Source organism: Chryseobacterium sp. Marseille-Q3244, assembly GCF_940807095.1.
In the GTDB taxonomy this organism is placed as follows: Bacteria; Bacteroidota; Bacteroidia; order Flavobacteriales; family Weeksellaceae; genus Chryseobacterium.
Genome location: NZ_CALNWX010000008.1, coordinates 110,087 through 134,227 on the forward strand (window position 1 = coordinate 110,087; position 24,141 = coordinate 134,227).

Annotated in this window: 23 protein-coding genes; 13 read left to right on the plus strand and 10 right to left on the minus strand. The window is 34.2% G+C overall.

All coding sequences use genetic code 11. From position 1 onward, the window contains the following. Positions 1 to 107: 107 nt before the first annotated feature. From NBX25_RS15570 to NBX25_RS15585, 4 genes are all read right to left on the minus strand, one after another. Entirely contained in the window at positions 108 to 521 is a 414-nt protein-coding gene (locus tag NBX25_RS15570) for a hypothetical protein (RefSeq protein ID WP_123907935.1), read from the minus strand. 197 nt (positions 522 to 718) lie between these two features. Then, positions 719 to 1,930, minus strand: a complete 1,212-nt coding sequence (locus tag NBX25_RS15575) for an MFS transporter (protein WP_250254310.1) — start codon at positions 1,928 to 1,930, stop codon at positions 719 to 721. Positions 1,931 to 2,191: 261 nt separating this feature from the next. After that, entirely contained in the window at positions 2,192 to 2,803 is a 612-nt protein-coding gene (locus NBX25_RS15580) for a response regulator transcription factor (protein ID WP_250254311.1), read from the minus strand. After that, positions 2,800 to 5,802, minus strand: coding sequence for a sensor histidine kinase (locus NBX25_RS15585; protein ID WP_250254312.1), 3,003 nt, complete (start codon positions 5,800 to 5,802; stop codon positions 2,800 to 2,802). The genes NBX25_RS15580 and NBX25_RS15585 overlap by 4 nt, the downstream gene beginning before the upstream one ends. A gap of 897 nt (positions 5,803 to 6,699) precedes the next feature. Between NBX25_RS15585 and NBX25_RS15590 the strand changes: the two genes are divergently transcribed. From NBX25_RS15590 to NBX25_RS15625, 8 genes are all read left to right on the plus strand, one after another. Next, on the plus strand, positions 6,700 to 7,059 hold the full coding sequence (locus NBX25_RS15590) for a helix-turn-helix domain-containing protein (RefSeq protein ID WP_250254313.1): 360 nt from the start codon (positions 6,700 to 6,702) through the stop codon (positions 7,057 to 7,059). A 396-nt stretch (positions 7,060 to 7,455) separates the two neighbouring features. Further along, positions 7,456 to 8,712, plus strand: a complete 1,257-nt coding sequence (locus NBX25_RS15595; protein ID WP_123907931.1) for an aminotransferase class I/II-fold pyridoxal phosphate-dependent enzyme — start codon at positions 7,456 to 7,458, stop codon at positions 8,710 to 8,712. A gap of 6 nt (positions 8,713 to 8,718) precedes the next feature. After that, the gene (locus NBX25_RS15600) at positions 8,719 to 9,351 is read left to right on the plus strand and encodes a TetR/AcrR family transcriptional regulator (RefSeq protein ID WP_250254314.1); all 633 of its coding nucleotides are present in this window, start codon (positions 8,719 to 8,721) and stop codon (positions 9,349 to 9,351) included. 98 nt (positions 9,352 to 9,449) lie between these two features. After that, positions 9,450 to 10,535, plus strand: coding sequence for a DNA polymerase III subunit gamma/tau (gene dnaX, locus NBX25_RS15605; protein WP_123907929.1), 1,086 nt, complete (start codon positions 9,450 to 9,452; stop codon positions 10,533 to 10,535). Between the two features lie 209 nt (positions 10,536 to 10,744). Further along, the gene (locus NBX25_RS15610; protein WP_228412825.1) at positions 10,745 to 11,149 is read left to right on the plus strand and encodes a DUF8439 domain-containing protein; all 405 of its coding nucleotides are present in this window, start codon (positions 10,745 to 10,747) and stop codon (positions 11,147 to 11,149) included. Positions 11,150 to 11,544: 395 nt separating this feature from the next. Beyond that, positions 11,545 to 12,627: a chorismate mutase gene (locus NBX25_RS15615; RefSeq protein ID WP_123907928.1), complete on the plus strand. Its 1,083-nt coding sequence runs from the start codon at positions 11,545 to 11,547 to the stop codon at positions 12,625 to 12,627. A gap of 122 nt (positions 12,628 to 12,749) precedes the next feature. Then, complete coding sequence (rsgA, locus tag NBX25_RS15620; protein ID WP_250254315.1) at positions 12,750 to 13,676, plus strand: ribosome small subunit-dependent GTPase A; 927 nt, start codon at positions 12,750 to 12,752, stop codon at positions 13,674 to 13,676. A 583-nt stretch (positions 13,677 to 14,259) separates the two neighbouring features. Beyond that, positions 14,260 to 14,676: a nucleoside-diphosphate kinase gene (locus tag NBX25_RS15625; RefSeq protein WP_048507564.1), complete on the plus strand. Its 417-nt coding sequence runs from the start codon at positions 14,260 to 14,262 to the stop codon at positions 14,674 to 14,676. An 80-nt stretch (positions 14,677 to 14,756) separates the two neighbouring features. On the opposite strand, the gene NBX25_RS15630 is transcribed toward NBX25_RS15625, so the two are convergent. Then, positions 14,757 to 16,604: an alpha-L-fucosidase gene (locus tag NBX25_RS15630; RefSeq protein ID WP_250254316.1), complete on the minus strand. Its 1,848-nt coding sequence runs from the start codon at positions 16,602 to 16,604 to the stop codon at positions 14,757 to 14,759. 153 nt (positions 16,605 to 16,757) lie between these two features. Here NBX25_RS15630 and chrA point away from each other — a divergent pair, with 153 nt between their 5' ends. From chrA to chrI, 3 genes are read left to right on the plus strand one after another with little or no spacing between them, the layout of a single operon-like run. Further along, positions 16,758 to 16,982: an MNIO class RiPP chryseobasin precursor ChrA gene (gene chrA / locus NBX25_RS15635; RefSeq protein ID WP_123860486.1), complete on the plus strand. Its 225-nt coding sequence runs from the start codon at positions 16,758 to 16,760 to the stop codon at positions 16,980 to 16,982. A 3-nt stretch (positions 16,983 to 16,985) separates the two neighbouring features. Beyond that, on the plus strand, positions 16,986 to 18,083 hold the full coding sequence (gene chrH, locus NBX25_RS15640; RefSeq protein WP_250254317.1) for an MNIO family chryseobactin maturase: 1,098 nt from the start codon (positions 16,986 to 16,988) through the stop codon (positions 18,081 to 18,083). Between the two features lie 40 nt (positions 18,084 to 18,123). Next, entirely contained in the window at positions 18,124 to 18,609 is a 486-nt protein-coding gene (gene chrI / locus NBX25_RS15645) for a chryseobasin maturation helper ChrI (RefSeq protein WP_250254318.1), read from the plus strand. Positions 18,610 to 18,828: 219 nt separating this feature from the next. On the opposite strand, the gene rpe is transcribed toward chrI, so the two are convergent. The 3 genes from rpe to chrP are packed head-to-tail and all read right to left on the minus strand — an operon-like array spanning position 18,829 to position 20,882. Continuing rightward, the gene (gene rpe / locus NBX25_RS15650; RefSeq protein ID WP_065397539.1) at positions 18,829 to 19,479 is read right to left on the minus strand and encodes a ribulose-phosphate 3-epimerase; all 651 of its coding nucleotides are present in this window, start codon (positions 19,477 to 19,479) and stop codon (positions 18,829 to 18,831) included. A 27-nt stretch (positions 19,480 to 19,506) separates the two neighbouring features. Then, the gene (locus NBX25_RS15655) at positions 19,507 to 19,806 is read right to left on the minus strand and encodes a hypothetical protein (RefSeq protein ID WP_123907923.1); all 300 of its coding nucleotides are present in this window, start codon (positions 19,804 to 19,806) and stop codon (positions 19,507 to 19,509) included. Between the two features lie 2 nt (positions 19,807 to 19,808). Next, entirely contained in the window at positions 19,809 to 20,882 is a 1,074-nt protein-coding gene (chrP, locus tag NBX25_RS15660; RefSeq protein ID WP_123907922.1) for a chryseobasin maturation metalloprotease ChrP, read from the minus strand. 51 nt (positions 20,883 to 20,933) lie between these two features. Between chrP and NBX25_RS15665 the strand changes: the two genes are divergently transcribed. Beyond that, positions 20,934 to 21,638 carry a DUF4294 domain-containing protein gene (locus NBX25_RS15665; RefSeq protein WP_250254319.1) on the plus strand — a complete coding sequence of 235 codons (705 nt, stop codon included), beginning with the start codon at positions 20,934 to 20,936 and terminating at the stop codon, positions 21,636 to 21,638. A gap of 23 nt (positions 21,639 to 21,661) precedes the next feature. Here NBX25_RS15665 and NBX25_RS15670 read toward each other — a convergent pair whose 3' ends face one another. Both NBX25_RS15670 and mnmC2 read right to left on the minus strand, forming a co-directional pair. After that, on the minus strand, positions 21,662 to 22,078 hold the full coding sequence (locus NBX25_RS15670) for an NUDIX domain-containing protein (protein ID WP_123907920.1): 417 nt from the start codon (positions 22,076 to 22,078) through the stop codon (positions 21,662 to 21,664). Positions 22,079 to 22,189: 111 nt separating this feature from the next. Then, entirely contained in the window at positions 22,190 to 22,864 is a 675-nt protein-coding gene (gene mnmC2 / locus NBX25_RS15675; RefSeq protein ID WP_250254320.1) for a tRNA (5-methylaminomethyl-2-thiouridine)(34)-methyltransferase MnmC2, read from the minus strand. Between the two features lie 85 nt (positions 22,865 to 22,949). On the opposite strand from mnmC2, the gene NBX25_RS15680 reads away from it, so the two are divergent. Further along, complete coding sequence (locus NBX25_RS15680; protein WP_250254321.1) at positions 22,950 to 24,020, plus strand: branched-chain amino acid aminotransferase; 1,071 nt, start codon at positions 22,950 to 22,952, stop codon at positions 24,018 to 24,020. Positions 24,021 to 24,141: the final 121 nt, after the last annotated feature.

Sequence of the window (24,141 nt, forward strand, 5' to 3'; positions counted from 1 at the left end):
CTTATTTTCTTAGCCTGAGATTATCAATCATTTCTCATTTCTTATTCTAAAAAAAACCACAGCTTATGTAACTAAACTGTGGTTTTTGATAACTAAGAACTATTTAACTATGACTCTGTTTTCAGGTAACCAAAATGTAATGCAGGTTCTTTCCCGAATAAACACGACAAAATATTTTGAAACTCGTGGATATATTTACATTTTATGGCATTCCCATAAATTTTCAACCCTTCCAGTATTTTTCTGGAACTCAGGTCGATGTCATATTTTATAAAAGCTTCCGGTCTTTCATATCTGATACTTTGATCGGAACTGTACGTTTTTGAAAATCCCAGTTTCTCAAGCCATTCTTCCGTTATTTTAATAGGCTTTATGGAATCAGTCGGAACTGAAATACTGTGAATATCATTTTCAATTTTAACAAAATATGCCTGCTCTATACTCTGAAAAATTTCAGTGATCGTATAAATCTGATTTTTGTACTCGACTAAGTTTTTGATTTTAAGATCTGCTGCGTTCATAATATTTTGAATTTTTAGTGATGATATGGAAATTTATAAGTATCAAATAGTATGCCTCGCATTGTAATGTAAGACCATGTTTTCGTGAAGATTAGGTTAAATTTTTAATATAAAAAATTAAGAATATGTTAAAATAGAAAGGAATAAGTGTTTAACGTGATTTTTACTCTAAAATAAAATGTGGTACGTGTGTGGTATCAAATTTTTTTTGCTTTTGGAGAAGTATTGGCGGTCGCTAGCAGAAGTGCAATGAGTACAGCAACAACAAGAAAAGCAATAAAACTGTTCCAGGAATAAGAATGAAGAAGATATCCGGTACCGCTTCCCAAAATACTTGAACCAAAATAATAGAACAGCCAATAAATGGACGTTGCAGAAGATTTCCCCCGTTTGGCATAAAGTGCGGCCATCTGGCTTGCCATAGTGTGTGCGGCAAAAAATGAAAAAGTAAATAATCCAAGACCAAAAATGAGGAGATAAAGATTCTTTGACAGTAATAATAAAGCACCGGCTACCATACAAAGGATGGCACATTTCAGAATCGTGTTTGCAGGAAACCTTTTAGAAAGCCGGCCCACAGCCATTGTCCCAAAAACTCCGAAAATATACATCAGGAATATGAAAGCAATGATAAAATGGCTTAACGAAAACGGTTGAGCCTCTAGCCGGAAGGTCAGATAATTGTAGACGCTCACAAAAACTCCCATGAGAAGAGCCGCTATAAGGTATAACCTGAGCATATAAGGATTGGTAAGGAAAAACTTCATTTGTTTTACCTTAAGATGGTAATCTGTTTTCTGAGGGTTAAAAAAATTGGACTCAGGAAAAAGCTTCCAGAATATTGCTCCCAGGATAAAGCTTTCTATTCCAATCACTAAAACGGCATTACGCCAACCAAACTCTCCGGCTAAAATGGTAGCCAGTATTCTTCCACTCATTCCTCCAATAGTATTTCCGCTAAGATACATGCTAATAGCAGCACCTATAACAGCAACACTTACTTCTTCTGTGAGATAAGCCAAAGCAACTGCTGAAACTCCCGAAACTACAAATCCTTTACAAATCCCGATAGCAATCAGAAGACTGAGACTAGGGATCCATGTTGAAATAATGGTGAGTAAAGCAGATGAAATCAATGAAAAGGTCATCAGACCCTTCCTGGAATAGCTGTCTGCTTTAAAAGCAAAAAACAATAATCCGAGTGCCATTCCAATAGTAGATGATGAAACCAGTAGAGAGGTATCTCCAACAGATACATTGAAATGTTCCGCAGCCATAGGCAGCATCGGCTGAAAGAGGTAAAGCTGCGCAAATACCGAAAGGCCGGAAAAAAAAATACAAAGTTTTATATATCGGAAACGTCGGCTTCCCTGATCTGCTTTTTCCAATGGATTTATGATTTTTTTCAATTAAAATGCAGTGATATCATAGAAAATAAGGTGCTGTAAATTTCCCGATTATTTTTTAATTATAAAAATCATTATTTCAATCATTGTGATAGGAACATATTATAGTATAGGGTAGGGATACTGGAAGAGGGAAGCAGGATATTAATATTGAACATTCACGACCAATTAGATCAAGCGCTTTTCCCAATTAATAAAATGAGATTATATAAGCTTTTGAAAACTCAATAACTTCCTTCTTTCAGCTTATTGATACACTGACGATTAATGCATCATTTCATACACTTTAATGAGCTCTGCAATATTGGCCACATCAAGCTTCTGGAAGATCCTTTTTTTGTAAGTACTTACTGTTGACATCTGAATATTGAGCCTGTTGGCAATTTCAAGGTTTCCGTTTCCGTCAGCTAAAAGCTTAAAAATTTCATATTCTCTGGATGACAGTTTTTCAGCAGGGTTGCTTTTTTTATTCTGAATGATAAGTCCAATCAGCTCTGTAGGATAAAAATACCCTTTTTCAATAACGGTGCGTACTGCATTTTTAATTTCTTCCTCACTGCTTTGCTTGTTCAGGTAACCCTCAGCACCTTCCCGGATGTATTGTATGGCTACATCTTGGTCATATCCTGAAAAAACGAGAATTTTTATAGTATTCTGTATGGCTTTAAGTTCAGAAATCATCTTTTTATATTGGGTTCCTGGCATGTCAATATCTAAAATAATAAGACTGTAATCATAAGATTCCAGCATTTTCTTTACTTGTGCATAGTTTTCTGCAAAATCTATCTTCAGTTCCGGAAATCCGGTTTCAAGGACCAATGCGGTACCTGCCCTGACTACATAGTGATCATCAGCAATTAAGATTCTTTCGTTCATGGTAAATTAGTTTTATTGAGCATTAATTCCACAATGGTTCCCTGGGGCTGGTTATGTCTGAAACAGATTTCAGCATCTATTTTTTTTACCAAATGAATAACCATGTGCAGCCCAAGACCTTTTCCTTTAAAACTTGGAGTCTCTAATTTAGGGTTTTTAAATAAATTCATGTACATGTTAATCTGTTCATCCGGCATTCCTGTTCCAGTGTCAGAGATCGTTATGGTGATTTTTTGATTAATTTCTATTGCATTAAGGTATATTTTGCCATCAAAAGTGTTTTTTACGGCGTTATCAAGAATATTATGGATAATCGCAGTTAAAATACTTTCATTAACATTGGAATATACATTGTTTTCAGCTGTACTAATGATTTGGGTTCCTCTCTCTTTTGCTATTTCACAGAAGAGTTTTTTCTTGATCTCCAAAATCCTGTTGATGGGGTATTCTTCTTCTTCAAAAATATTCTCAGCCTTGTAAAGTTCAGTATATTCCTTTAAATTCAGGGTGAATTGGTAAAGCTGTTCAGAAGACTTATAAATACTGTCAAAATACTTTTTCTGAAGTTCCAGATCATCAGATTCATGAAGTTTCTGAGAAAGCATCGCTATAAATCTGATAGGAGTGGTAATATCATGGCTGATAGTTTCCACCAGCTTCTTCTGATATTCGGTTTCCTTTCTTAAATCACTTTTTACTCCTTCAAGAGTGAGTGAAGTCTCTTTTAATTCTGAATTCTTATTGTGTACAATCTGCTTCAATACTCTATTTTTTATTCTTAAAAAGTTAGTCATCAGTTGAACAATCACAATGATGATAACCAGAATAATGATAGATGCAGAAACACGGAACAGCAAAGTCTGATAAAAAAATGGCTGAATTTTGAACTTGATAGACTTCTGTTCAAATTGCCCATCTGGAGAAACCAACATTCTTACACTCAATGTATAATCTCCTGGAGCAAGATTGCTAATGGTATATTTCAGCTCCTTTCCAGTAATGACAGGTTCCCATTCAGAATTTTCCTTTCCTGATATTTTTGCTTCTAAATAAAGGTTTTCCAGATTAGAATAATAAGGAATATCAATAAAGACTTCTGCTGTTTTGTAATGGCTTTGAAGATCAAGAATAGGATGAAAGTATTGAGGTTCAGTATTTCCGATCCTTACCCTTTCAATATAAATTTTATTTTTGTCAGGATAGAAGGTTCTGACATTGTCCGGATTGAAAAATACAAATCCGTCCATCGAAGGAAATACAAAATCCCCATTTTCAAGCGCGTAAGCATTAGGTTGCGAACTTCCATTGAACTCATTAGTCAGGAAACCATCTCTTTTGGTAAAGCGATAATAATAGACAGGACTTTTCCCATCCTGTGCATGTTGCAGCAGTTGTTTTTTGGGAACCTTGAAAAGCCCGTTATTGGAAGAGATCCAATAGAACCCTTTTTTATCCTCCAAAATATAATGGGCAGACATCAGATAGTTATTTCTATCAGTCGGCATTTTAATAAGCTTTCGGTCTCTGAAAAGATAAAACCCATTTTTATTGGTCATCACCCAAATCAGATTATCTTTAGTTTTGATAATGCTTTTAATATGGATGTTTTTGTGAATAGGAGTAATGGTTTTGCTTCCCAATACTACAGAATATAAGCCATCACTGTTACCGATTAAGATTTCATTTTGGCTATATTGGAAGAAAGTATTGACAAAGCTATCAAATTCATAAGTATAGTCAGGTTTTGAGAATGTATCTTCTTTAAAGATTTGAAGCTGGCTTTTTGAAGAATCTGAAAATGAAGCTCCATAAAGGTTTCCACTCTGTAAGAAAGCCTGAAATCCCTGCTTAATAAAAGCAGAATCTTTCTTTTTATAACCAGAATTTTTGTAGAACTTAATGACGCTGCTTCTTTTCCGGATCAATATATTTCCGGCTTTGTCATACATCATAAGATAATTGTCATTATTCCCAAAAGGATATTTTTTCACAATTCCGTCTCTCCCGAACTCCGTTCCGTCTTCTGCAATAATTGTATTCTTGCTAAAGGGTAGGGAAGCATAATAAACGTTGTTGGCGAAGTCCTCTTTTTTCTTTGCCACATAAAAGTCAGAGAGCTTCAGGACATTCAAACCATTGTTTAGAGTTCCGAGGTAAAGTTTGTTGAACTTCCATCCATAAAACATAGAACAATAGGAATGACTACCTATTTCATTATATTTTACCAGGAACTTAAGTGAAGGCTTCTTTTGATTACCTACTACAATGTAAATATCATTATCATTGATGACAAAGGTTTGATTGGTAATCTGTTGCCAATAAATTCTTGTATTCGGATCATTAAGAAGGTTAGGTTCATCATGGATGGAAATGTTCCCATTCTCTATAGAATAGGTTTTTCGGTGCCTTACGTCATTAATGAAAAGAACTTCATTGAATACAAACATATTATTCAGATCCTTATTGGAAAAAGGAATAGATATTTTTGTTTCATTCCCTTTATCATCCTTGTAAGTGATGAGGTTATTTTCAGTAAAACTGTAAGTCGAATTTTTAAGCTTTACAAAATATTGAATATCGCTGTAAAAATTACAGGCCAGGATGTTATTGGCAACCCGGTGCACGAATTCATTTCCTGTTGTGTAGGTTATCTTGTCACTGCGATGAAGTTTTGTCAGCTTAGGGAATCTATTTTTAATAATGACTTTGTTCTCCTGAAAATCATTAAGGACTGTAATGCTGTCCTGCGAAGGATCACCAATGAATTCACCAAAGTGAAGATTGTTTATTTTAAAATTATTGAAAGTAATAAAAGAACTCCCATCATACCGTACAAGACCGTTTTCTGTAGAGATCCATATAAAGCCATATTTATCCTTAACAATAGCCTTTGCACTGCTTTGTGGAAGTCCATTGTCAATATTATACCACGTAGATGTATAGCGTTGTCCGTATATGTTGAAATATAAGCAAGTAAAAAACAATGCCCAAACTCTCATGCAAAACTGATCTGTGCTTCTTGCCTTAAAGCAAAAAACGGTTAATAATAGTTTTTGTACAAGTCGAAGTTTTTTTAATAGGTAGGAACGATTGGAAATAAATTTTTGTCATTAGTTTTTTTTGCTTCTGTGTTTTTAGCGTTAAAATGTTTTGTTTGATGGTGTAAAAATAATGAAATTATACAGATAAATTAGCATGTTTTGATTTGTTTTATTATGAGTTTTGTCTTTATTTATTGATAATGACACTGATATTAGTCTGCTTTTTTGTAGTAATAATTCTACATATTGTGATAATTTGTTTACGAAATCGGTTCTCAGAGGCTTTTTGATTTTCATATTTGTTTAAAAAAAAGGGATTTATTGCAGAATTCGGATCTTTTATTAATAATAGATAAGAACTTTTTGGAACTGATCGTTTCCGTATGATGAATTAAAATAATTGAAATACAATAAGATAAGTTTTAGGATGGATTATTGATTTCTATTCTATAGAACTTGTTACACATAGTCTTTATTTATTAGGAGTTTGTAGTAAAAGTTTTACAATAATATTGTGTTTATTCTACAGCTTTTTTTTTGACTGGGGATAACAGGTTGTATACTTTTGCAAACAGTTCCTGCAATGATGAAAAATAGCTATTTTCTGCAATAGGATTCTAAAAATACAAACGATTTTATCTCAAAAAAACAAAGATCTCTTGAAGGGGTCTTTTGTTTTTTTTTCACAAAATCAAAATGTAATAAGTGTAAAAAAGATTAAAAATCAATCCAGTTTTTAGAGGGTAAAAAAATGTAGAATTCTTGCTTGATATACTTCCCCGAAAAGTTCACCATATCAATTTTAATTCATATTTTTAATTTTATAATTTTAACTAATTATAAGAAAAAAGCAAGATGAAAAGAAGTGAAGAGATTACTCATCAGTATTTTGATTTTTTAGAAAATCATATTCAACAGGTGATTTCGGGAGAGGTATCGGAGTTTATGGAAGTAAATGAAATTGCAGGGCACCTCGCAGTTTCCCACAAGCATCTTACCGATACCATTAAAAAAGGGACAGGTCAGCATCCCTGTCACTTTTATGATCAGGAAATTATTCGACAAGCCAAGAAAATGCTTAGTGACTCAGACTGCTCTGTTGCAGAAATTGCTCGTATCTTTACTTATGATCCTTCCAATTTTTCAAAATTTTTCAAAAAAATGACAGGAGAAACACCAGGTGATTTTAGAAAATTATCCAGAGGAAGAGTTTGATTCTTAAAAAAACCTAAGATATAGTATGGTTTTATATAATTTATTTCTTTATTTTGTGATTAAATATAAAAAGTGTAGTTATTAACATAGTTGCCTGGTATAATATTATTCAATTTATAAATTATTGAGAAAATAATCTTTTATAAATGAGATGGTTGTATTAAGTGTGAGGTTTTTTTACGATTTCTTTATTTATATTACTTTATGGATTTATTTTTTTTGTTAAATTTAAATCTAGAAAATTAATTAAATCAAAAATTGAAAAATTAGCTGATATGTAGATAAATTGGGGCGGAAAATGATAGTCTTTAATTATTTTTTTAATCATATTATTCTCCTGATGCCCTTTTAATAATTATATATTTGCTAGATAGAAACACCACTAAATAACTTAGGATGAATATTGATTTTGCAACCGCAACATTTAAAGATTTTGAGAATATCCCAGATTACGATATTGCTCAAAGGGCAGATTATTTTTATGAATTTCTAGATGAGATGAAATCTAGAGGCCACATGAATTACAGACTGAAAAATACATCGGGTACCGATGCAATATTAAATATTGATATTGCTAACCAGAATAAACAGTATGTAAGCTTTGTAACCAGCGATTACTTAGGGCTGACACAACACCCGAAAGTAAAATTGGCTGCTATTGAAGGAATCGAAAAATATGGAACAGGTACAGGAGCATCACCTCTTATTGGTGGGTATTTTGATTATCATAATGCAATAGAGAAAAAAATTGCAAACTTTTTCGGAAGAAATGATGATGAAGTAGTTCTTTTTACTTCCGGATATGCAGCTAATAGCGCCACTTTACAGATTTTAATGCAGAAGGAAGATATTGCAATTTTAGATATGGGGGTACATGCAAGTGTGCATGAAGGATGTGCTTTTACAAATAAAAAAACATTTCCTCATAATAATTTGGAAGCTTTGGAACACATTTTGAAGGTATCTGAAAATACGTACCGTACAAAGCTTGTTATCGTGGATGGAGTGTACTCTCAAGAAGGGGATACTTCGCGCGCTAAGGAAATTTGTGATCTTGTTAAAAAATACAACGCTTATCTGATGGTAGATGATGCACATGGAGTAGGGGTTTTAGGAGAAACCGGAAGGGGAGCCTTAGAAGATGATGCCTTATTTGATAAAGTAGATTTTATGACAGGAACATTCAGCAAGACTTTCGGTAACCTGGGAGGATATGTGATTGCAAATAAAAAAATTGCATCATTTCTTAAGTTCCAGTCTCGTCAGCATATTTTCTCAGTGACCCCTCCACCATCTTCCTTCGGAATTTTAAAAGCAATTGATTTGATTGATGAAGAACCATTCTGGCAACAGAAACTATGGGATAATATTAATTACTTTAAAAAGGGACTTAATGATTTAGGTCTAGATACCGGTATTACCTGTTCTGCAATTATTCCTGTGAAAATTGGAGATCAGAATAAAATGTGGGATGTAGGACGAATATTACTTGAAAATGGAGTGTATACAAATCCTATTATGTACCCGGCCGTCGCCAGAAAAGATGCACGTATCAGAATGAGTGTAACGGCAAGACACGAGAAAGAACATCTCGACAAAACACTTAATGTCTTTGATGATATTAATAAAAAAATGCATATTGCAAAAAAATAATAAATTATGCCTAGAAAAGTAGTGCAGGGCCCAATTAGGGACAAAGAAAAAACCAAACAAAAACTGCTCGCAGCAGTGGGTAAAATTTTGAGAGTAAAAGGGTATGCTGGTCTGAAAGTAAGTAAGATTGCAGCAGTAGCCGGTTTTGATAAAAAGCTTATCTATGAATACTTTGGAAGTACAGATAAGCTGATTGATGAATATATCAAATCTCAGGATTATTGGAGTAAATTCAGCCCGGATATTGAAGAAGAAATACATGTAGGTAAAGGGAAAGATGCTTTAACTCAAGGAATTCTTATGCAGTTTGAGAATCTTAAAAAGAATAAAGAACTCCAGAAAATTATTCTTTGGCAACTTTCTGAAAGTAAACCAATCCTTAAAAATATCCTCAAACAAAGAGAAGATGTAGCTGCTAATTTATTTGAAAATGTGACTGATCCTTATTTTGGGGAAAATGCTACCAACGTTAGAGCCATGTTAGCTTTAATCGCAGCAGGAGTTTACTATCTGAATCTATTCCCTGCATACAACGGGACAGAGTTCTGTGGTATTGATATGAGAACTGACGAAGGAAGAGATGAAGTGAAAAAAGTTATCGTAGAGATTATAGATCATTACTACAATACAAAAAAATGATAATTAAAAGTTTTCTGATTGGACCAAAAATAAGTTTTTGTGGATAATTTGAAAACTTTTAATTTTCAAATTAAAACTATATTTCTTATTTTTGACCAATGGAAAATTTTATAGTATCTGCAAGAAAATATCGTCCTCAAGAGTTTGACACAGTTGTAGGACAATCTCATATTACAGATACTTTAGAACATGCAATTGAAGAGAGCCAGCTTGCTCAGGCATTGCTTTTCTGCGGTCCTCGTGGTGTGGGTAAAACGACCTGTGCCAGAATTTTAGCAAGAAAAATCAATGAGAAAGACGGCTCTGTTTCAGAAGATGGCTTTGCTTATAATATCTATGAATTGGATGCTGCATCCAATAACTCTGTAGATGATATCAGGGAACTGATAGACCAGGTACGCTTTGCACCTCAGATTGGTAAATACAAAGTATATATCATTGATGAGGTTCATATGCTGTCTTCTGCCGCTTTCAATGCTTTTCTTAAGACTTTGGAAGAACCGCCAGCTCATGCCATTTTCATTTTGGCAACTACGGAAAAGCACAAAATTATTCCAACCATTTTATCCCGTTGTCAGATTTATGATTTTAAAAGAATCATGATTGAAGATATTCAGGGACATTTGAGAAATATTGCTCAAAAAGAAAATATCCAATACGAAGATGACGCCTTGTATCTGATTGCTCAAAAGGCTGATGGTGCATTAAGAGATGCACTTTCTATCTTCGACAGACTTTCTACATTCTCTCAGAGAAATATCACGCTGGCAAAAGCTGCAGAAGTCCTGAATATTTTAGACTACGATCAATATCTGAATATTGTAGATCTTGCCAAGGAAAACAAAATACCAGAAGTTCTTTCCGCTTTTAATGATATTGTTAAAAAAGGTTTTGATCCTCATATTTTTGTTGCCGGTCTTGGAAATCATTTCAGAGATTTAATGATGGCTCAAAATGCTTCAACCATAGATCTTATTGAAGTAGGAGAGAAGACGAAATCTAAGTTTGTGGAGCAGGGACAAAAATGGGCCGCCCAGCAACTGATTGATGGTATTGAGATTTGCAACCACGCGGATATTAATTATAAAAATTCCAAGAACCCAAGACTTACTGTTGAGATTGCATTAATGCAATTGGCTTCGCTGACTGCTAATTCAGACGTTGCTAAAAAAAAAAATTCCTGATCCTGGCTCCGTTTCTCAGTGAGAAGCAGGAAGTAAAAATTCCTGAAAAAGTTCAGGAGAAAAAAGAGCCCGTTAAAACAGAACAAACTGTACAAGCAGAAAATGTTCAGGCTGCTGTTATTAGCAAAACCACAAAACCTTTATCCAGACCAGGAGTCTCTTCAGGTTTTAGTATCAATTCCTTTTTAAATAAAGAAGAGAAAACTGAAGTGGCAGAAGATGTTGCTGTGAAGACCGATCATCTTCCTAAAAATCATTTTACAGATACAGATCTTCTGGCAGAATGGAAGATTATGCTTAAGCAGCTACAGATTAAAAACAATTTTGTTTTTAATGCAGTAAAAACATTTAAGCTTGAGAAAAAAGAGGAGAATAAGATCAGGGTTTTGTTCCCTTCTGACTCTGCAAAAGTGGAATTTGATAAAATAAGTGGAGAATTTTTTAATCATTTCAGAAGAAAAGTTCAGAATTATTCAATTGTGGTAGAATACGTGCGAGACGTTGAAAATCTGAAGATTGAGGTAGTTACCAAAAGAAAAATTTACGAAAAATTTATAGAGAAAAATCCACTTTTGAAAGATCTTGATGATTTAATGAAGTTTGATTTGACATAATTTTTATATATTTGCCAAAGTTTTCTGCTGAAAATAACTTTTCAACAAAAACAAATTATAGTAAGAAACGCTAAAACAAAGACATTTCCAGAACAAAATGGAAAAATTATCTAATACATATCTGTCTTTCTTTGCACCCGCTAATTATTTTAGCGGTTATTTTAGTTTTTCTGCTTCTTATTTTAGAAATTTTAGAACGTATTACCGATTTTATTGGTACTGTTAATAAAATTTCTTTCCAAAAAATACAGGAGAAGTAGAGCCCTTTTATTTTCCTGATTCCTTTAAACAATTTTGAACGGCATTTTTTGAAAAGAATTATAAATTAAATTTTATAATCAAAGGGCTATTGCTGTGAACTTAACAAAAAATATAAAAACAATAAAATTTAGAATATGAATTTAATAGATTTAAAAAACGAGTGGATTGATGGGCTTACACAGCCATTAATGATTGCAGGACCATGTAGCGCAGAAAGTGAAGCTCAGATGCTTGAAACAGCGAGAAGAATTAAAGAATCCAATGCTCAGGTATCAGTATTCCGTGCAGGAATATGGAAGCCTAGGACGAAACCTAATGGTTTTGAAGGAGTAGGAGTGATCGGTTTGAACTGGCTAAAAAAAGTAAAGGAAGAGTACGGTTTCAAAACAGCAACTGAAGTTGCCAATGCGCACCACGTATTTGCTGCTTTAGAAGCTGATGTGGATGTTCTTTGGATTGGTGCTCGTTCTACGGTAAATCCTTTCACAGTACAGGAAATAGCAATGGCCTTAAGAGGAACAGATAAACCTGTGTTTGTTAAAAATCCTGTAAATCCGGATCTTGCCTTATGGGCGGGAGCATTGGAAAGACTTTTAGGTCAGGATATTAAAAACCTGGGAGTGATTCACAGAGGATTCTCAACATACCAAAAAACAAAATACAGAAATAACCCTAACTGGCAGATCGCTCTTGATTTCAAAAGCCAGTTTCCAAATATTCCAATGCTGATTGACCCTTCTCACATTTGTGGAAACAGAACAGGATTGGCGGATATTACCCAGGAAGCACTTAACGTGGGTTACCAGGGGGCTATTATCGAAACGCATTCTAATCCTGATGAAGCATGGAGTGATGCGGCACAGCAGATTACTCCTGAAGTATTGGCAGAGCTGATCGGGAACCTAAAAGTTAGAAGTACCAACCTTGCCGGTTTCGAAGGTGAAATGGGAAGACACAGAACGCTGATCTCTGATCTTGACTTCCAATTAATTGAGCTTCTTTCTCAAAGAATGAAAATCTCAGAAAAGATCGGAAAACTTAAAAAGGAAAATGATATCGCGATCTTCCAGCCTGAACGTTGGAAAGTAATTACAGAATACGCGACTCAAAAAGCAAAAGAAACAGGAATGTCTCAGGATTTTATTGAGAAAGTATTCAAAGCGATTCACGAAGAATCTATTGAAGTACAGAACAGTATCATGATTGATAAGAACTAAATCATAATTGCTGATAATAGGAATAGGGCTTAGGGAAAAAGAATTTAGGAAATCGGAACATTTGTTTTCTCCTATATTCTCAACCCTAAGCCCTAATTTCTTATATTTGCACCATATTATCTATGAAAGGAAAAATCATTAAATCTACAGGCAGTTGGTACCAGGTTTTGGAATTGGAAACAAATAAAATTTTCGAGGCCAGAATCAGGGGGAAATTCAAATTGATTAAAACAAGACTTACCAATCCACTTGCTGTAGGAGATTTTGTGGAATTTCAGCTGGAACAGGATGATATTGCATGGATTACGAAGATTGAACCACGCAGGAATTATCTGATCAGAAAATCTGTTAACCTTTCAAAAGAAGCTCATATTATTGCTTCCAATATTGATCTAGCCTGCTTTATTTTTACCTTGAAGCACCCGGAAACCTCATTAGGTTTTCTGGATAGGTTTCTGGCATGCTGTGAAGCATACAATATAACCCCACTAATTCTTTTCAATAAGATTGATGTTTTACATGAAGAAGAAATTGAAATTGTAAAAGAGGTTGAATTTGATTATCAGAAAATAGGGTATGATACTTTGGAAATTTCATCCTATTCAAAACTGAACCTGGATAAGCTTCAGGAAATGCTGAAAGATAAAACTTCTGTATTTTTCGGACATTCAGGATGTGGGAAATCTACTTTGGTTAATGCTTTACAACCTGGATTAAACTTAAAGACTTCAGAAATTTCAGATACTCATCTAAAAGGAAAACACACCACTACTTTTGCACAAATGCATTTCTGGCATTTTGGTGGAAATGTTATTGATACTCCAGGGGTTCGTGAATTCGCGATGATTGATATTGAAAAAGAAGAAGTACAGCATTATTTCCCCGAAATATTCAAAAAAAGAGAAGAATGCAAGTTTCATAATTGTTTACACATCAATGAACCGAAATGTGCCGTAATAGATGCTCTTGAAACCGGAGAAATTGAGCACTCCCGTTATGCAACCTATATAAAGCTGATGGACGAAGCAGAAGAAGCGGCTCAAAAATAATTGTAAATACCTTTATCAAATAAAAAACCTTCATATTAATAATATGAAGGTTTTTTTATTATTGTACTGATTCTATATCTATAAAATTATGTCAGGTTTTAATCTTCATAATTTTTTCTGAAAAAGATATAAAAGATAATTTCAGGAACCTGTTTTTCATTTTTTAAGAGTAAAAAATAAATGAGTTGTTGTAATAACTCTACTTTTGGCATGGATTATTTGTGTAATAACTCCACTTTTTTATATCAAAATCTATTGAAATAAAAAAATAAAAATATCAATTATTTCATTGATTGAAATGGAAGCAATACTATATTAATATACTTTTATATGGTTTTCAAATTTATCAAATTATCAAAAAAAACATTGATTTTTTGCAAATAAAAAACCCAGCCGAAGCTGGGTAAAAACTAATAACCATGAAAACTCAAATTAAACATGAGAATCGTAATAGAATTAACAATTACTGTGCCAAACGGCGGTTCATGATTTCTTAATAAAAGTTATTTTTATGTTAAAAAAAAATAAAATAAAAATCAAAGATATTTTTTGTAATTTTGCACCATTAAAAAAATATACATTTATGTCTAACATTACATTCACTATGATTAAGCCCGATGCAGTTGCTGACGGACATATCGGTGCAATATTGGGTAAGATTGCTGAAGGAGGTTTTAAAATCAAAGCTTTAAAATTGACTCAGCTTACAGTTGCTGATGCAAAAAAATTCTATGAAGTACACGCTGAAAGACCATTTTATGGTGAATTAGTTGAGTTCATGAGTTCTGGTCCAATCGTAGCTGCAGTTTTAGAAAAAGACAATGCAGTTGAAGATTTCAGAACATTAATCGGTTCTACTAATCCTGCAGAAGCAGCAGAAGGTACAATCAGAAAAATGTTTGCTAGAAGCATCGGAGAAAATGCTGTTCACGGTTCAGATTCTAACGAGAATGCATTAATCGAAGCTCAGTTCCATTTTTCAGGAAGAGAGATTTTCTAAGAGAATTTCTTACACCATAAAAGATCCGGAGAAACTATTCTCCGGATTTTGTTTTATATGAATTCTTATTTCAGAGTGTATTACAGGTTGTTTTCAAGAGCTCCTACATTTTCTCTGTACAATTCAACAGGCTTATTAAGCAAAACGGCTATGACAGTCATCTGTTGATCCAGCCTTTCTTTTGGGATATCAATGTAAATAATTCCCGGTCGGTCACTCCAGTAAAGTTTATTGTAAATCGTATGGGTAAGCATACTGCCATCGCCTACGATTCTTATTCTGGCTATGTCATTTTTTATTCCTTTTAAAGCAATTGGGCCGGTAGGAGTTCCCTCCACAAAAAGATAAAGCGTTTGTTTGTCTTTCGATATGGCACTTATTCCTGAGAAATGACCCTCAGGTAGTCCTTTTCCTGTCTCAAACAAAGCCTCTGCATGTTTGCTGATCCATTGCTGGGTGTCTGGGTTTGTTTTAGGCGTTTTTTTTATTTTCATGTCAAGTCCGTCCTGGGTCAGTCCATCCTGGGTTAATAGATTATGATTATCGTTCAGGGCATTGGCTATATCATAAACGGCTTCCTGAGTATTTTTCATTTCCAATATTTCAGCAAGAGAATGTTCTTCCTTCTTAAAATCTTTCAGAAATACAGGAGGATTGTCGAAAATAACTTCTGCCACAGTAACATCTTTGTCAAATTTTACGTTGGAGAAGTTCAAAGTCAGAGTTTTTTCAGTATTATAATCTATTTTAACAACAGCGGATGGATCTCCAATGATTTTTACTGAAAGAGGTTTTGTTGCCAATCCATAGATCTTTGTGAAGGTTTTGCTTTCGTCAAGATAAAGAAATAAAGATTTTTTAGAAGTTGACAGAGATGATTTCCCTTTGTAGTTGTCAAAAGGAATTCCGCGGGTCGTTTCGTAGATGGCATGCTGATTTTTGGCTGTCCAGCGTCCAAGGTTTTTAAGAATTTCAATCTGTTCCTCCGGAATGGTACCGTCTGATTTCGGACCAATATCAAGCAAAAGATTTCCTCCCATACTGATCACATCTGCCAGTGTTCTGACAATCATATTGGAAGTCTTGTACTTTTTGTCATATGGCTGATATCCCCAGGAATCATTCATGGTATAACAAAGTTCCCAATATGGATTTTGTGGCGGAACTACCGGAATACCCTGTTCCGGTGTGTCATAATCCCCATGATTGTTGAGCCTTGAGTTGATGATAATATTAGGATTGTATTTTTTGAGTAAATCCAAGGTTTGAGTAGCTTTCCATTCCTCAGAAGTATGTTCCCAGTCTCCATCAAACCAAAGAAGATCCGGGGAGTATTGGGCGGAAAGTTCATTAAGCTGACTTTGATAATAGTTGATGAAATTTTGCCAGCGTAATGATTCATTTTTTATTTCGTAACGCTTTTTTATGCGGGTGTTGATATCATAATACGGATGGCTCCAATCCGGTAATGAGAAATAAAGTCCTGTTTTTAACCCTGACTTTTTCAGAGCAGAAATAAAAGGGCTTAGAACATTCTTTTTTGCCAGAGAGTTTTGAGGAATGCTTGTCGCTTTTTCTGCCTTGGTGTTCCACAATGAGACTCCGTCATGATGTTTGGTTGTAATGACAGTATATTTTGCTCCGGATTCCTTAATAAGATTGACCCATTGCTCTGGCTGATATTTTGAAGCTGAAAAACCATTCAGCTGTTTTATATAATTTTCGTGATTAGTATAATTATTGAAAAATGACCAGGATTCGGAAATTCCGTTGACAGAATAGATTCCCCAGTGAATAAAAATACCCAGCTTTGCATTTTTAAACCATTCCATTTTTTTGCTGTTGTCAACTGTTTGAGCCTTTGTGTCGATGCTATGTGCGCATAATATCAATCCAAGGAAAACAGCTTTAATCAGACTGATTTTCATATATAGATTTATTTACCATTAAATATAAATAAAGAAAACATTACAATATAAAATAGTTTCTAATATTTGCTGATAATTGTTATCAAAAGGTTTTTTATTATTGTATTTTTATAAATGGAACATTTATTGTAAAATTCTTTTAAAAAAAGCATTATGAAAATTCCAGCATTATTAATGGCAAGTTTATTAGCGGTAGGAGTTTCTGCACAAACTACAAAACCTGCTGCAAAAACTAAAAAGCCTATAAAGAAAGTTAAAAAAGTGGCTCCGGCTCCTGAAAGCCCGGAAAAACCTAAACCAACCACCCCTAAAGCTATTGTTAAAAAAGATACAGTTAAGCTTAGTCATTTTTCTTGTCCAGCCTGTGGAATGGGGTAGAGTATGGGAAGGCCACTGTTAGGATTATCCATGATGGCAGAATCTGAGTTTATTTCAGCTGTTTTGCCTTTATTACAAAGCAATTCTATTGAAGTGCTTGAATGGTCGTTCGATACGTTCTATAATACGGAAGAACCTGTTTGGTTGAGTGAGTTGCTTAATTTTTATTCCGAAAACAATCGTTTGATCGGGCATGGAGTCTATTATTCATTATTTGATGCTCTATGGACTGAAAGACAAGAGCTTTGGCTGGAAAAATTAAAAGAAGAGTTTCATAAAAGAAAATACAAACATATTACGGAACATTTCGGTTTCATGAATACCGAAAATTTTCATCAGGGAGTACCACTGCCGGTATGTCTGCATTCTAAAACATTAGAAATTGGAAAAGACAGACTGTACAGGTTGCAAGATGCTGTAGAGGTTCCTGTAGGAATAGAAAATCTTGCTTTTGCATTTTCATTGGATGACGTAACTGAGCAGGGCGTATTTCTTGATAAATTAACGGAAGATATTGATGGATTCCTGATTCTTGATCTTCATAATATCTATTGTCAATCTTGTAATTTCAATGTTGATATGCGGGATATCATCAAACTGTATCCCTTGAATAAAGTCAGGGAAATTCATCTCTCAGGAGGCAGCTGGCAGGAAAGTGTATACAGTAAGACACCGGTAAGGAGAGATACTCATGATGATGCGATTCCTAAAGAAATTTTGTCTATACTTTCTTCGGTTGTGTTCCAGTGCAAGAACCTGGAATATATTATCATTGAAAGGCTGGGGCACACTATTAATACAGAAGAAAAAAAGAAAAGTTTCCTGGATGATTTTGCACAGGTCAGAACACTGATAGATTCATCTGACTGGGAGGGAGTGAATAAAGACCTCTGGAATAAAAAAAAAGTGCAATTTCAAAAAACTCCTTTAGAAGATATGATTCTGAATGAAGAGCAAACATTGTTAACAAAACTTTTATTTGACAATGCCGGAGTTGCCTCTATTAAAAATCATGAATTCCATTATTTTAAAACAAAAGACTGGGATCCGGAGATGATTCTTACCGCTCAGAATATCATTAAAAAATGGAATCCCTATTGAAGAATGATTCTCTAATAACCACAAACCAAATTATATGAAAATGACAACTCTATTATTAATCATAACAGCTGTATTGATGGCACTTATTGCTGGGCTTTTCTATGCATATTCATGTTCTGTAGTCTTAGGATTAGGAAAATTGCCTGATGCGGAATATCTGAAGGCAATGCAAAATATCAACCGCGAAATACTGAATCCTGTATTTTTTATGAGCTTTATGGGCACTGCAATTCTTCTCCCTGTGTCTACTTTCTTTTTTCGGGGAGAACAACCGGTTTTTATTTTTCTTTTATTGGCTACATTGGCTTATCTGATAGGAGTTTTTGGGGTTACAGTGGTAGGGAATGTTCCTATGAATGACCAACTGGATCAATTTGATATTTCCGGTTCTGCCGTTGAAGCGATTAAGCAAATGCGTGAAAATTTTGAAAGCAGATGGAATTTTCTGAATAATATAAGAACTGGTTTTTCGGTAGTCAGTATAATATTACTGGTTTGTGCTTGTATCTGGCATAAAGAATTATAGATGTAATTTTTATATTAGGTAAAAATACTCGAACTTAAATTCCGTATTTCTACGGATTGACTGGAATGTATTTTATACAGAACTTTGTGTTGTTAGTAAGAAGAAATCTAAGACATAGAAAAATTTTGAAAAAAAATTAATAACCAGGACGACTCAGATTCAAATTGAAAAGGCAGCTCTAATGAAGCTGCCTTTTGTGTGTTTACACTTATGTCCTTTTTAGATTTTCAAAAGTTCAATAGTTCTTTCCGGGCTTTCAGCAGAGAATACTGCATTTCCTGCAACCAGAACATCAGCTCCGGCTTCGAAAAGTTTAGAAGCATTGTCAAGATTAACACCGCCATCTACTTCAATAAGTGCTGTAGAGTTGTTGCTTAAGATAAGATCTTTTGTTTCAGCAATCTTTTTGTAAGTATTCTCAATGAACTTCTGTCCTCCAAATCCGGGATTTACACTCATTAATAAAACAAGATCTACATCTGCAATAATATCTTCAAGCATGAGAACAGGAGTAGATGGGTTTAAAACAACCCCTGCCTTTGCCCCTTTACTTTGGATATGGTGGATGGTTCTGTGAAGATGAGTGCATGCTTCATAATGTACAGATACAAGGTCCGCACCATGGTTGATGAATTCATCAACATATTTTTCAGGTTCCACGATCATCAGGTGAACATCCACGAATTTTTTAGCATGCTGCTGAACTGTTTTCATCACAGGAAAACCAAATGAAATGTTAGGGACAAATCTACCGTCCATTACATCAATATGGAACCAATCTGCCTGAGATCTGTTTAGCATTTCAATATCTCTTTGCAGATTCCCAAAGTCTGCAGATAAAAGGGATGGAGCAATAAGCTTCGTTTTCATTTTTACTTTTTATACTTTTACTTTATATTATCCTATTGAAAATGAATGGTCATGGGTGAAATAGTAATAGATCAAATAGCCTGTTACTAAAATCACTTCAATAATTGACAGTTTTTTATTACTGATACTTCTGAGTAAAAATCTGTCGGTAACCAAAAGTCCGAACAAAATGAGAAGGCCAATGATTTCTATTGTGATTCCTAAATTTTCACTGCTGTGAAAAGTAAATAATTGATAAACAATTAAAGGGACACCAAACCCTGTCAGTATGATGAATATGATAGAGATGAAAGTCGGCTTCTTGATTAAGTCAGAAATTGCGTTCATTTTTAATGATATTTCAGTTTCATTTCCGGTTTAATCTTCAGAACCGTTTCGTAGATCAATTTGATAACATTGGCTACGTCTTCTTTAGATACCATTTCCACCGTTGTATGCATATAACGCAAAGGTAAGGAAATTAGAGCACTTGGTACACCTCCGTTAGAGTGAGCAAAAGCATCAGTGTCAGTCCCTGTAGATCTGCTTGCCGCAGCTCTTTGGTAAGGTATTTTTTTTGTTTTTGCTGTGTCGATAATCAATTCTCTGATTGTATGGTGAACACTTGGAGCAAAAAATACTACCGGCCCTGCACCACACTTTTGGTCTCCTTCTTTTTTCTTCTCAATCATTGGAGTGGTAGTATCGTGTGTTACATCAGTTACAATGGCAATATTAGGTTTAATGGTATCGGCAATCATATCTGCGCCATACAAACCTACTTCTTCCTGTACGGAATTGGTAATATAAAGACCGAATGGAATCGATTTTTTATTTTCCTTTAAAAGTCTTGCCACTTCAGCAATCATGAAACCTCCGATTCTGTTGTCAAGGGCTCTGCATACAAAATATCTGTCATTCATTTCGAAGAACTCGTCAGGGTAGGTAATCATACATCCTACAAAAATTCCCATATCTTCTACTTCCTTTTTGGAAGTTGCTCCACAATCAATGAAGATGTTTTCGATTTTTGGGGTAGGTTCATTCTGATTTGTTCTTGTATGAATAGCCGGCCATCCGAATACTCCTTTTACAATTCCATTTTCTCCATGAATGTGCACCACTTTTGATGGGGCAATAGTCTGGTCTGAACCTCCGTTTCTGATTACATAAATCAATCCGTCATCCGTAATATAGTTTACATACCACGAGATTTCATCAGCATGGGCTTCGATCACTACTTTAAATTCTGCTTCAGGATTGATGATACCATAGCATGTTCCGTAATGATCCACTTCAATCTTGTCTACATAAGGTCTGATGTAGTCCATCCAAACCTCCTGTCCCTTGTGTTCGTATCCTGTTGGAGATGAAGTGTTTAAATATTTCTCTAAAAATTTTAAAGATTTCTTTTCAAATTTCATAAAAAGGAATGATTTTTGCGTTTAATTTTTGTTCTTATAAGTGTAAAAATAATGAATTTTAGTAAGATTATCTGTCTTTTTATGTTCTTTTTTGGAGTCAGTGTTTTTGGGCAGAATGATACTGTGGTGGCAAAACCATTGAATCAATACCCCGCTGAATCTTTGAAAGTAGATGAATTTGGCAATAAGTATTATTACGACGAACAGCAGAAGGTTAAGATTTATGAAGTAAATGGGGAGCCTGTAGTTGTAATGGATGAGTTGGTTTTAGTTAATAAACCGAGGTTTAATAATCAGTTGGATAAAAATTACTATTATTTCTTAAATAAGAAGTTATACAGAGTATATCCGTTATTTGTAACTGCTTTACAGCAATACAGAGACATTCAGGAAGATATGAATGATATGGATAATAAAGCCAAGAGAAAGTTCATAAGAGAAAGGCAAAATATGCTTGCCGATCAATATGAAAAGCAATTGAGAGATCTTACCACTACCGAAGGACAAGTTTTTGCAAAACTTATGAACAGGGCGACCGGTAAAAATGTATATGAGATTATTAAAGAGATGAGAGGCGGGGTTAGTGCCTTTTTGTGGAATCTTAAAGGGAAAATGGCAGATATTGATTTGAAAGATCGATATGATCCCCATAAAAACAGAACAGACGAATTTGTAGAGTCATTACTACAGTCTAACTGGAATTCAGGGTATTTGAAACCTTATCCCGGAGCAAGTGATTTTAAAGTAAAAAGATAATAAAAAAATTCCTGTAAGCTCACTTACAGGAATTTTTCTTTTAGTTTATCAAATACGATTTTATCTATAGGAAGTGGGAAAGGGTTATCCGGTCTGTCAATATCCATCCATTCCGTTTTTTCAATACAGGGATCCAAAATAAGGAATTCCTTTTCATCTATAATATTTACGATGTAGTAGATGGTAAGAAGCTGTTCATTTTCTCTGAAGCGGGAAACAAGAAAGTCTTCCTGGGTATAGAAATGTTCTATAATATCTACTTTTACATTCAGTTCTTCATCGAATTCACGGTGTAGACATTCCAATGTTCCTTCACCATATTCCAATCCACCACCTGGAAATTTCACTAAAGGTTCGCCGGCATATTCTTCAAATAAAGTGAGTACTTTTTTATCTTTTACCACACAGCCATACACTCTAATGTTGATCTTGTCTATCATATATATAATGTATAATATTTTGTATAGCTAAGGTAATAAATTTTGTGAGGAGTATAGTGATGAAAAGGATAAAAATACGGAAAAAGTAAATTGTTCCATATGTCTTATCATTTATAGCTTTATTGCATTAATCATTTCTCTTTTTCCTGGAGGCCCCTGCTTTTTCTCAACCTGAAAGTTCAACTCCTGAAGAATTCTTCTTACACTTCCTTTAGAGGAGTAGGTTGTTAATAATCCGTTAATTGCCATTTTGTCAGATACCAGTTCAAATAATGGCTTTTCCCATAAATCCGGCTGTACTCTTGCTCCGAAACAGTCGAAATAAACAAGGTTGATTTTAGGTAGATCTATATTCTTCAGGTCAAAAAAGTCACATTCTATCTTTTTAAGGTTGAAACCACTAATGATTTCTACTGAGTTTTCCCAATCTGCCAGATGAATTTTCTGATAAATATTTTTAAACTCTGGGTTATCAAAAAGTTCAAAATAAGCTAAATCGTTAACTTCGGATTCATTTATGGGGTATTTTTCGAGCGAAAAATAATTGATGACATGATTTTTGTCAGTTTTTAAATATTCATTAATTGTTACTAAAACATTCAAACCTGTTCCAAAACCTAGTTCTAAAATATTAATTTCGCAATCATTGATTAGGTTTAGTCCATTTTTGATAAACACATGTTCTGCTTCCTGAAGAGCCCCGTGATGAGAATGATAATTTTCATTTAAATCATTGATAAACAATGTTTTACTCCCGTCGTTTGTAGTCTTAATTTCTCTTTTCAAACTAAATTTTTGTCAAATTTACTCTAAAATTTTTATATTTAGAAAATTATATTAAATTTGTAGAACATCGTAAAAATTTTAAAAAATGATAATTCAAAAAACTGAAAACTCCAGAATTTCTACATTTGACCCTAACAATTTTTCGTTTGGTGGAACTTTCATAGATCATATGATTATATGTGAGTACGAAAACGGAAAATGGGGTGATGTAAAATTAGTTCCTTATGGTCCGATACCATTTACCCCTGCTATGATGGGAGTAAACTATGGGCAAGCTTGTTTTGAAGGTATGAAAGCCTATAAAGACAAAGATGGGCAGGTTTTCCTTTTCAGGCCTGAAAAGAATTTTGAACGTATCAACAAGTCAGCGAAGCGTCTTGCTATGCCTGAGGTGACTGAGGAAATGTTTTTAGACGGATTAAAAGCATTAGTAGATATCGACAGAGACTGGATTCCTCAGGGAGAAGGAATGTCTTTATATATCAGACCATTGATTTTTGCTACAGAGGAAGCTTTGAAAGCAAGAGTTTCTGAAAAATATATGTTTGCTATCGTAGCAACACCGGCGAAGAGCTATTATTCAGAGCCTGTTTCTGTAAAAATCTCTGACCATTATTCAAGAGCAGCAAACGGGGGAGTAGGTTCTGCTAAAGCAGCTGGTAACTATGCAGCTTCTTTCTATCCAACTCAATTGGCTATTGAAGAAGGATATGAGCAAATCATCTGGACTGATGATACAACTCACGAATATTTTGAAGAGAGTGGTACAATGAACGTATTTGTAAGAATCAACGATACCATCTATACACCACCAACCTCTGAAAAAATTCTTGACGGAGTAACAAGAGACAGCTTCCTTCAATTGGCTAAGAAAAGAGGTATCGAAGTAAAAGTTGAGCCAATTCCGGTAAAAACAGTAATCGAGGCTTTGAAAAACGGTTCTCTTAAAGAAGTATGGGGAGTAGGTACAGCAGTGGTAACCACTCAATTCCAGGCTTTAGGGTATGAAGGGGAGAAATTATCACTTCCAAGATTATCAGACGAAGAAAGCTATGCAGCGATTCTTAAAAAAGATTTAGTAGATCTTCAAAACAACCTTTCTGAAGATCCATTCGGATGGAGAGTGGCTGTAGATCATGTACTTGAAACAGTTTAAGAGTATCTAAATACATTATAGGAAGCCGGGAATTCTCCCGGTTTTTTTATTATTATACTTTTTAGATTAAATTTTACACAAATTAAGAAATAGGGACGTATATTATATTTTACCCATAGAT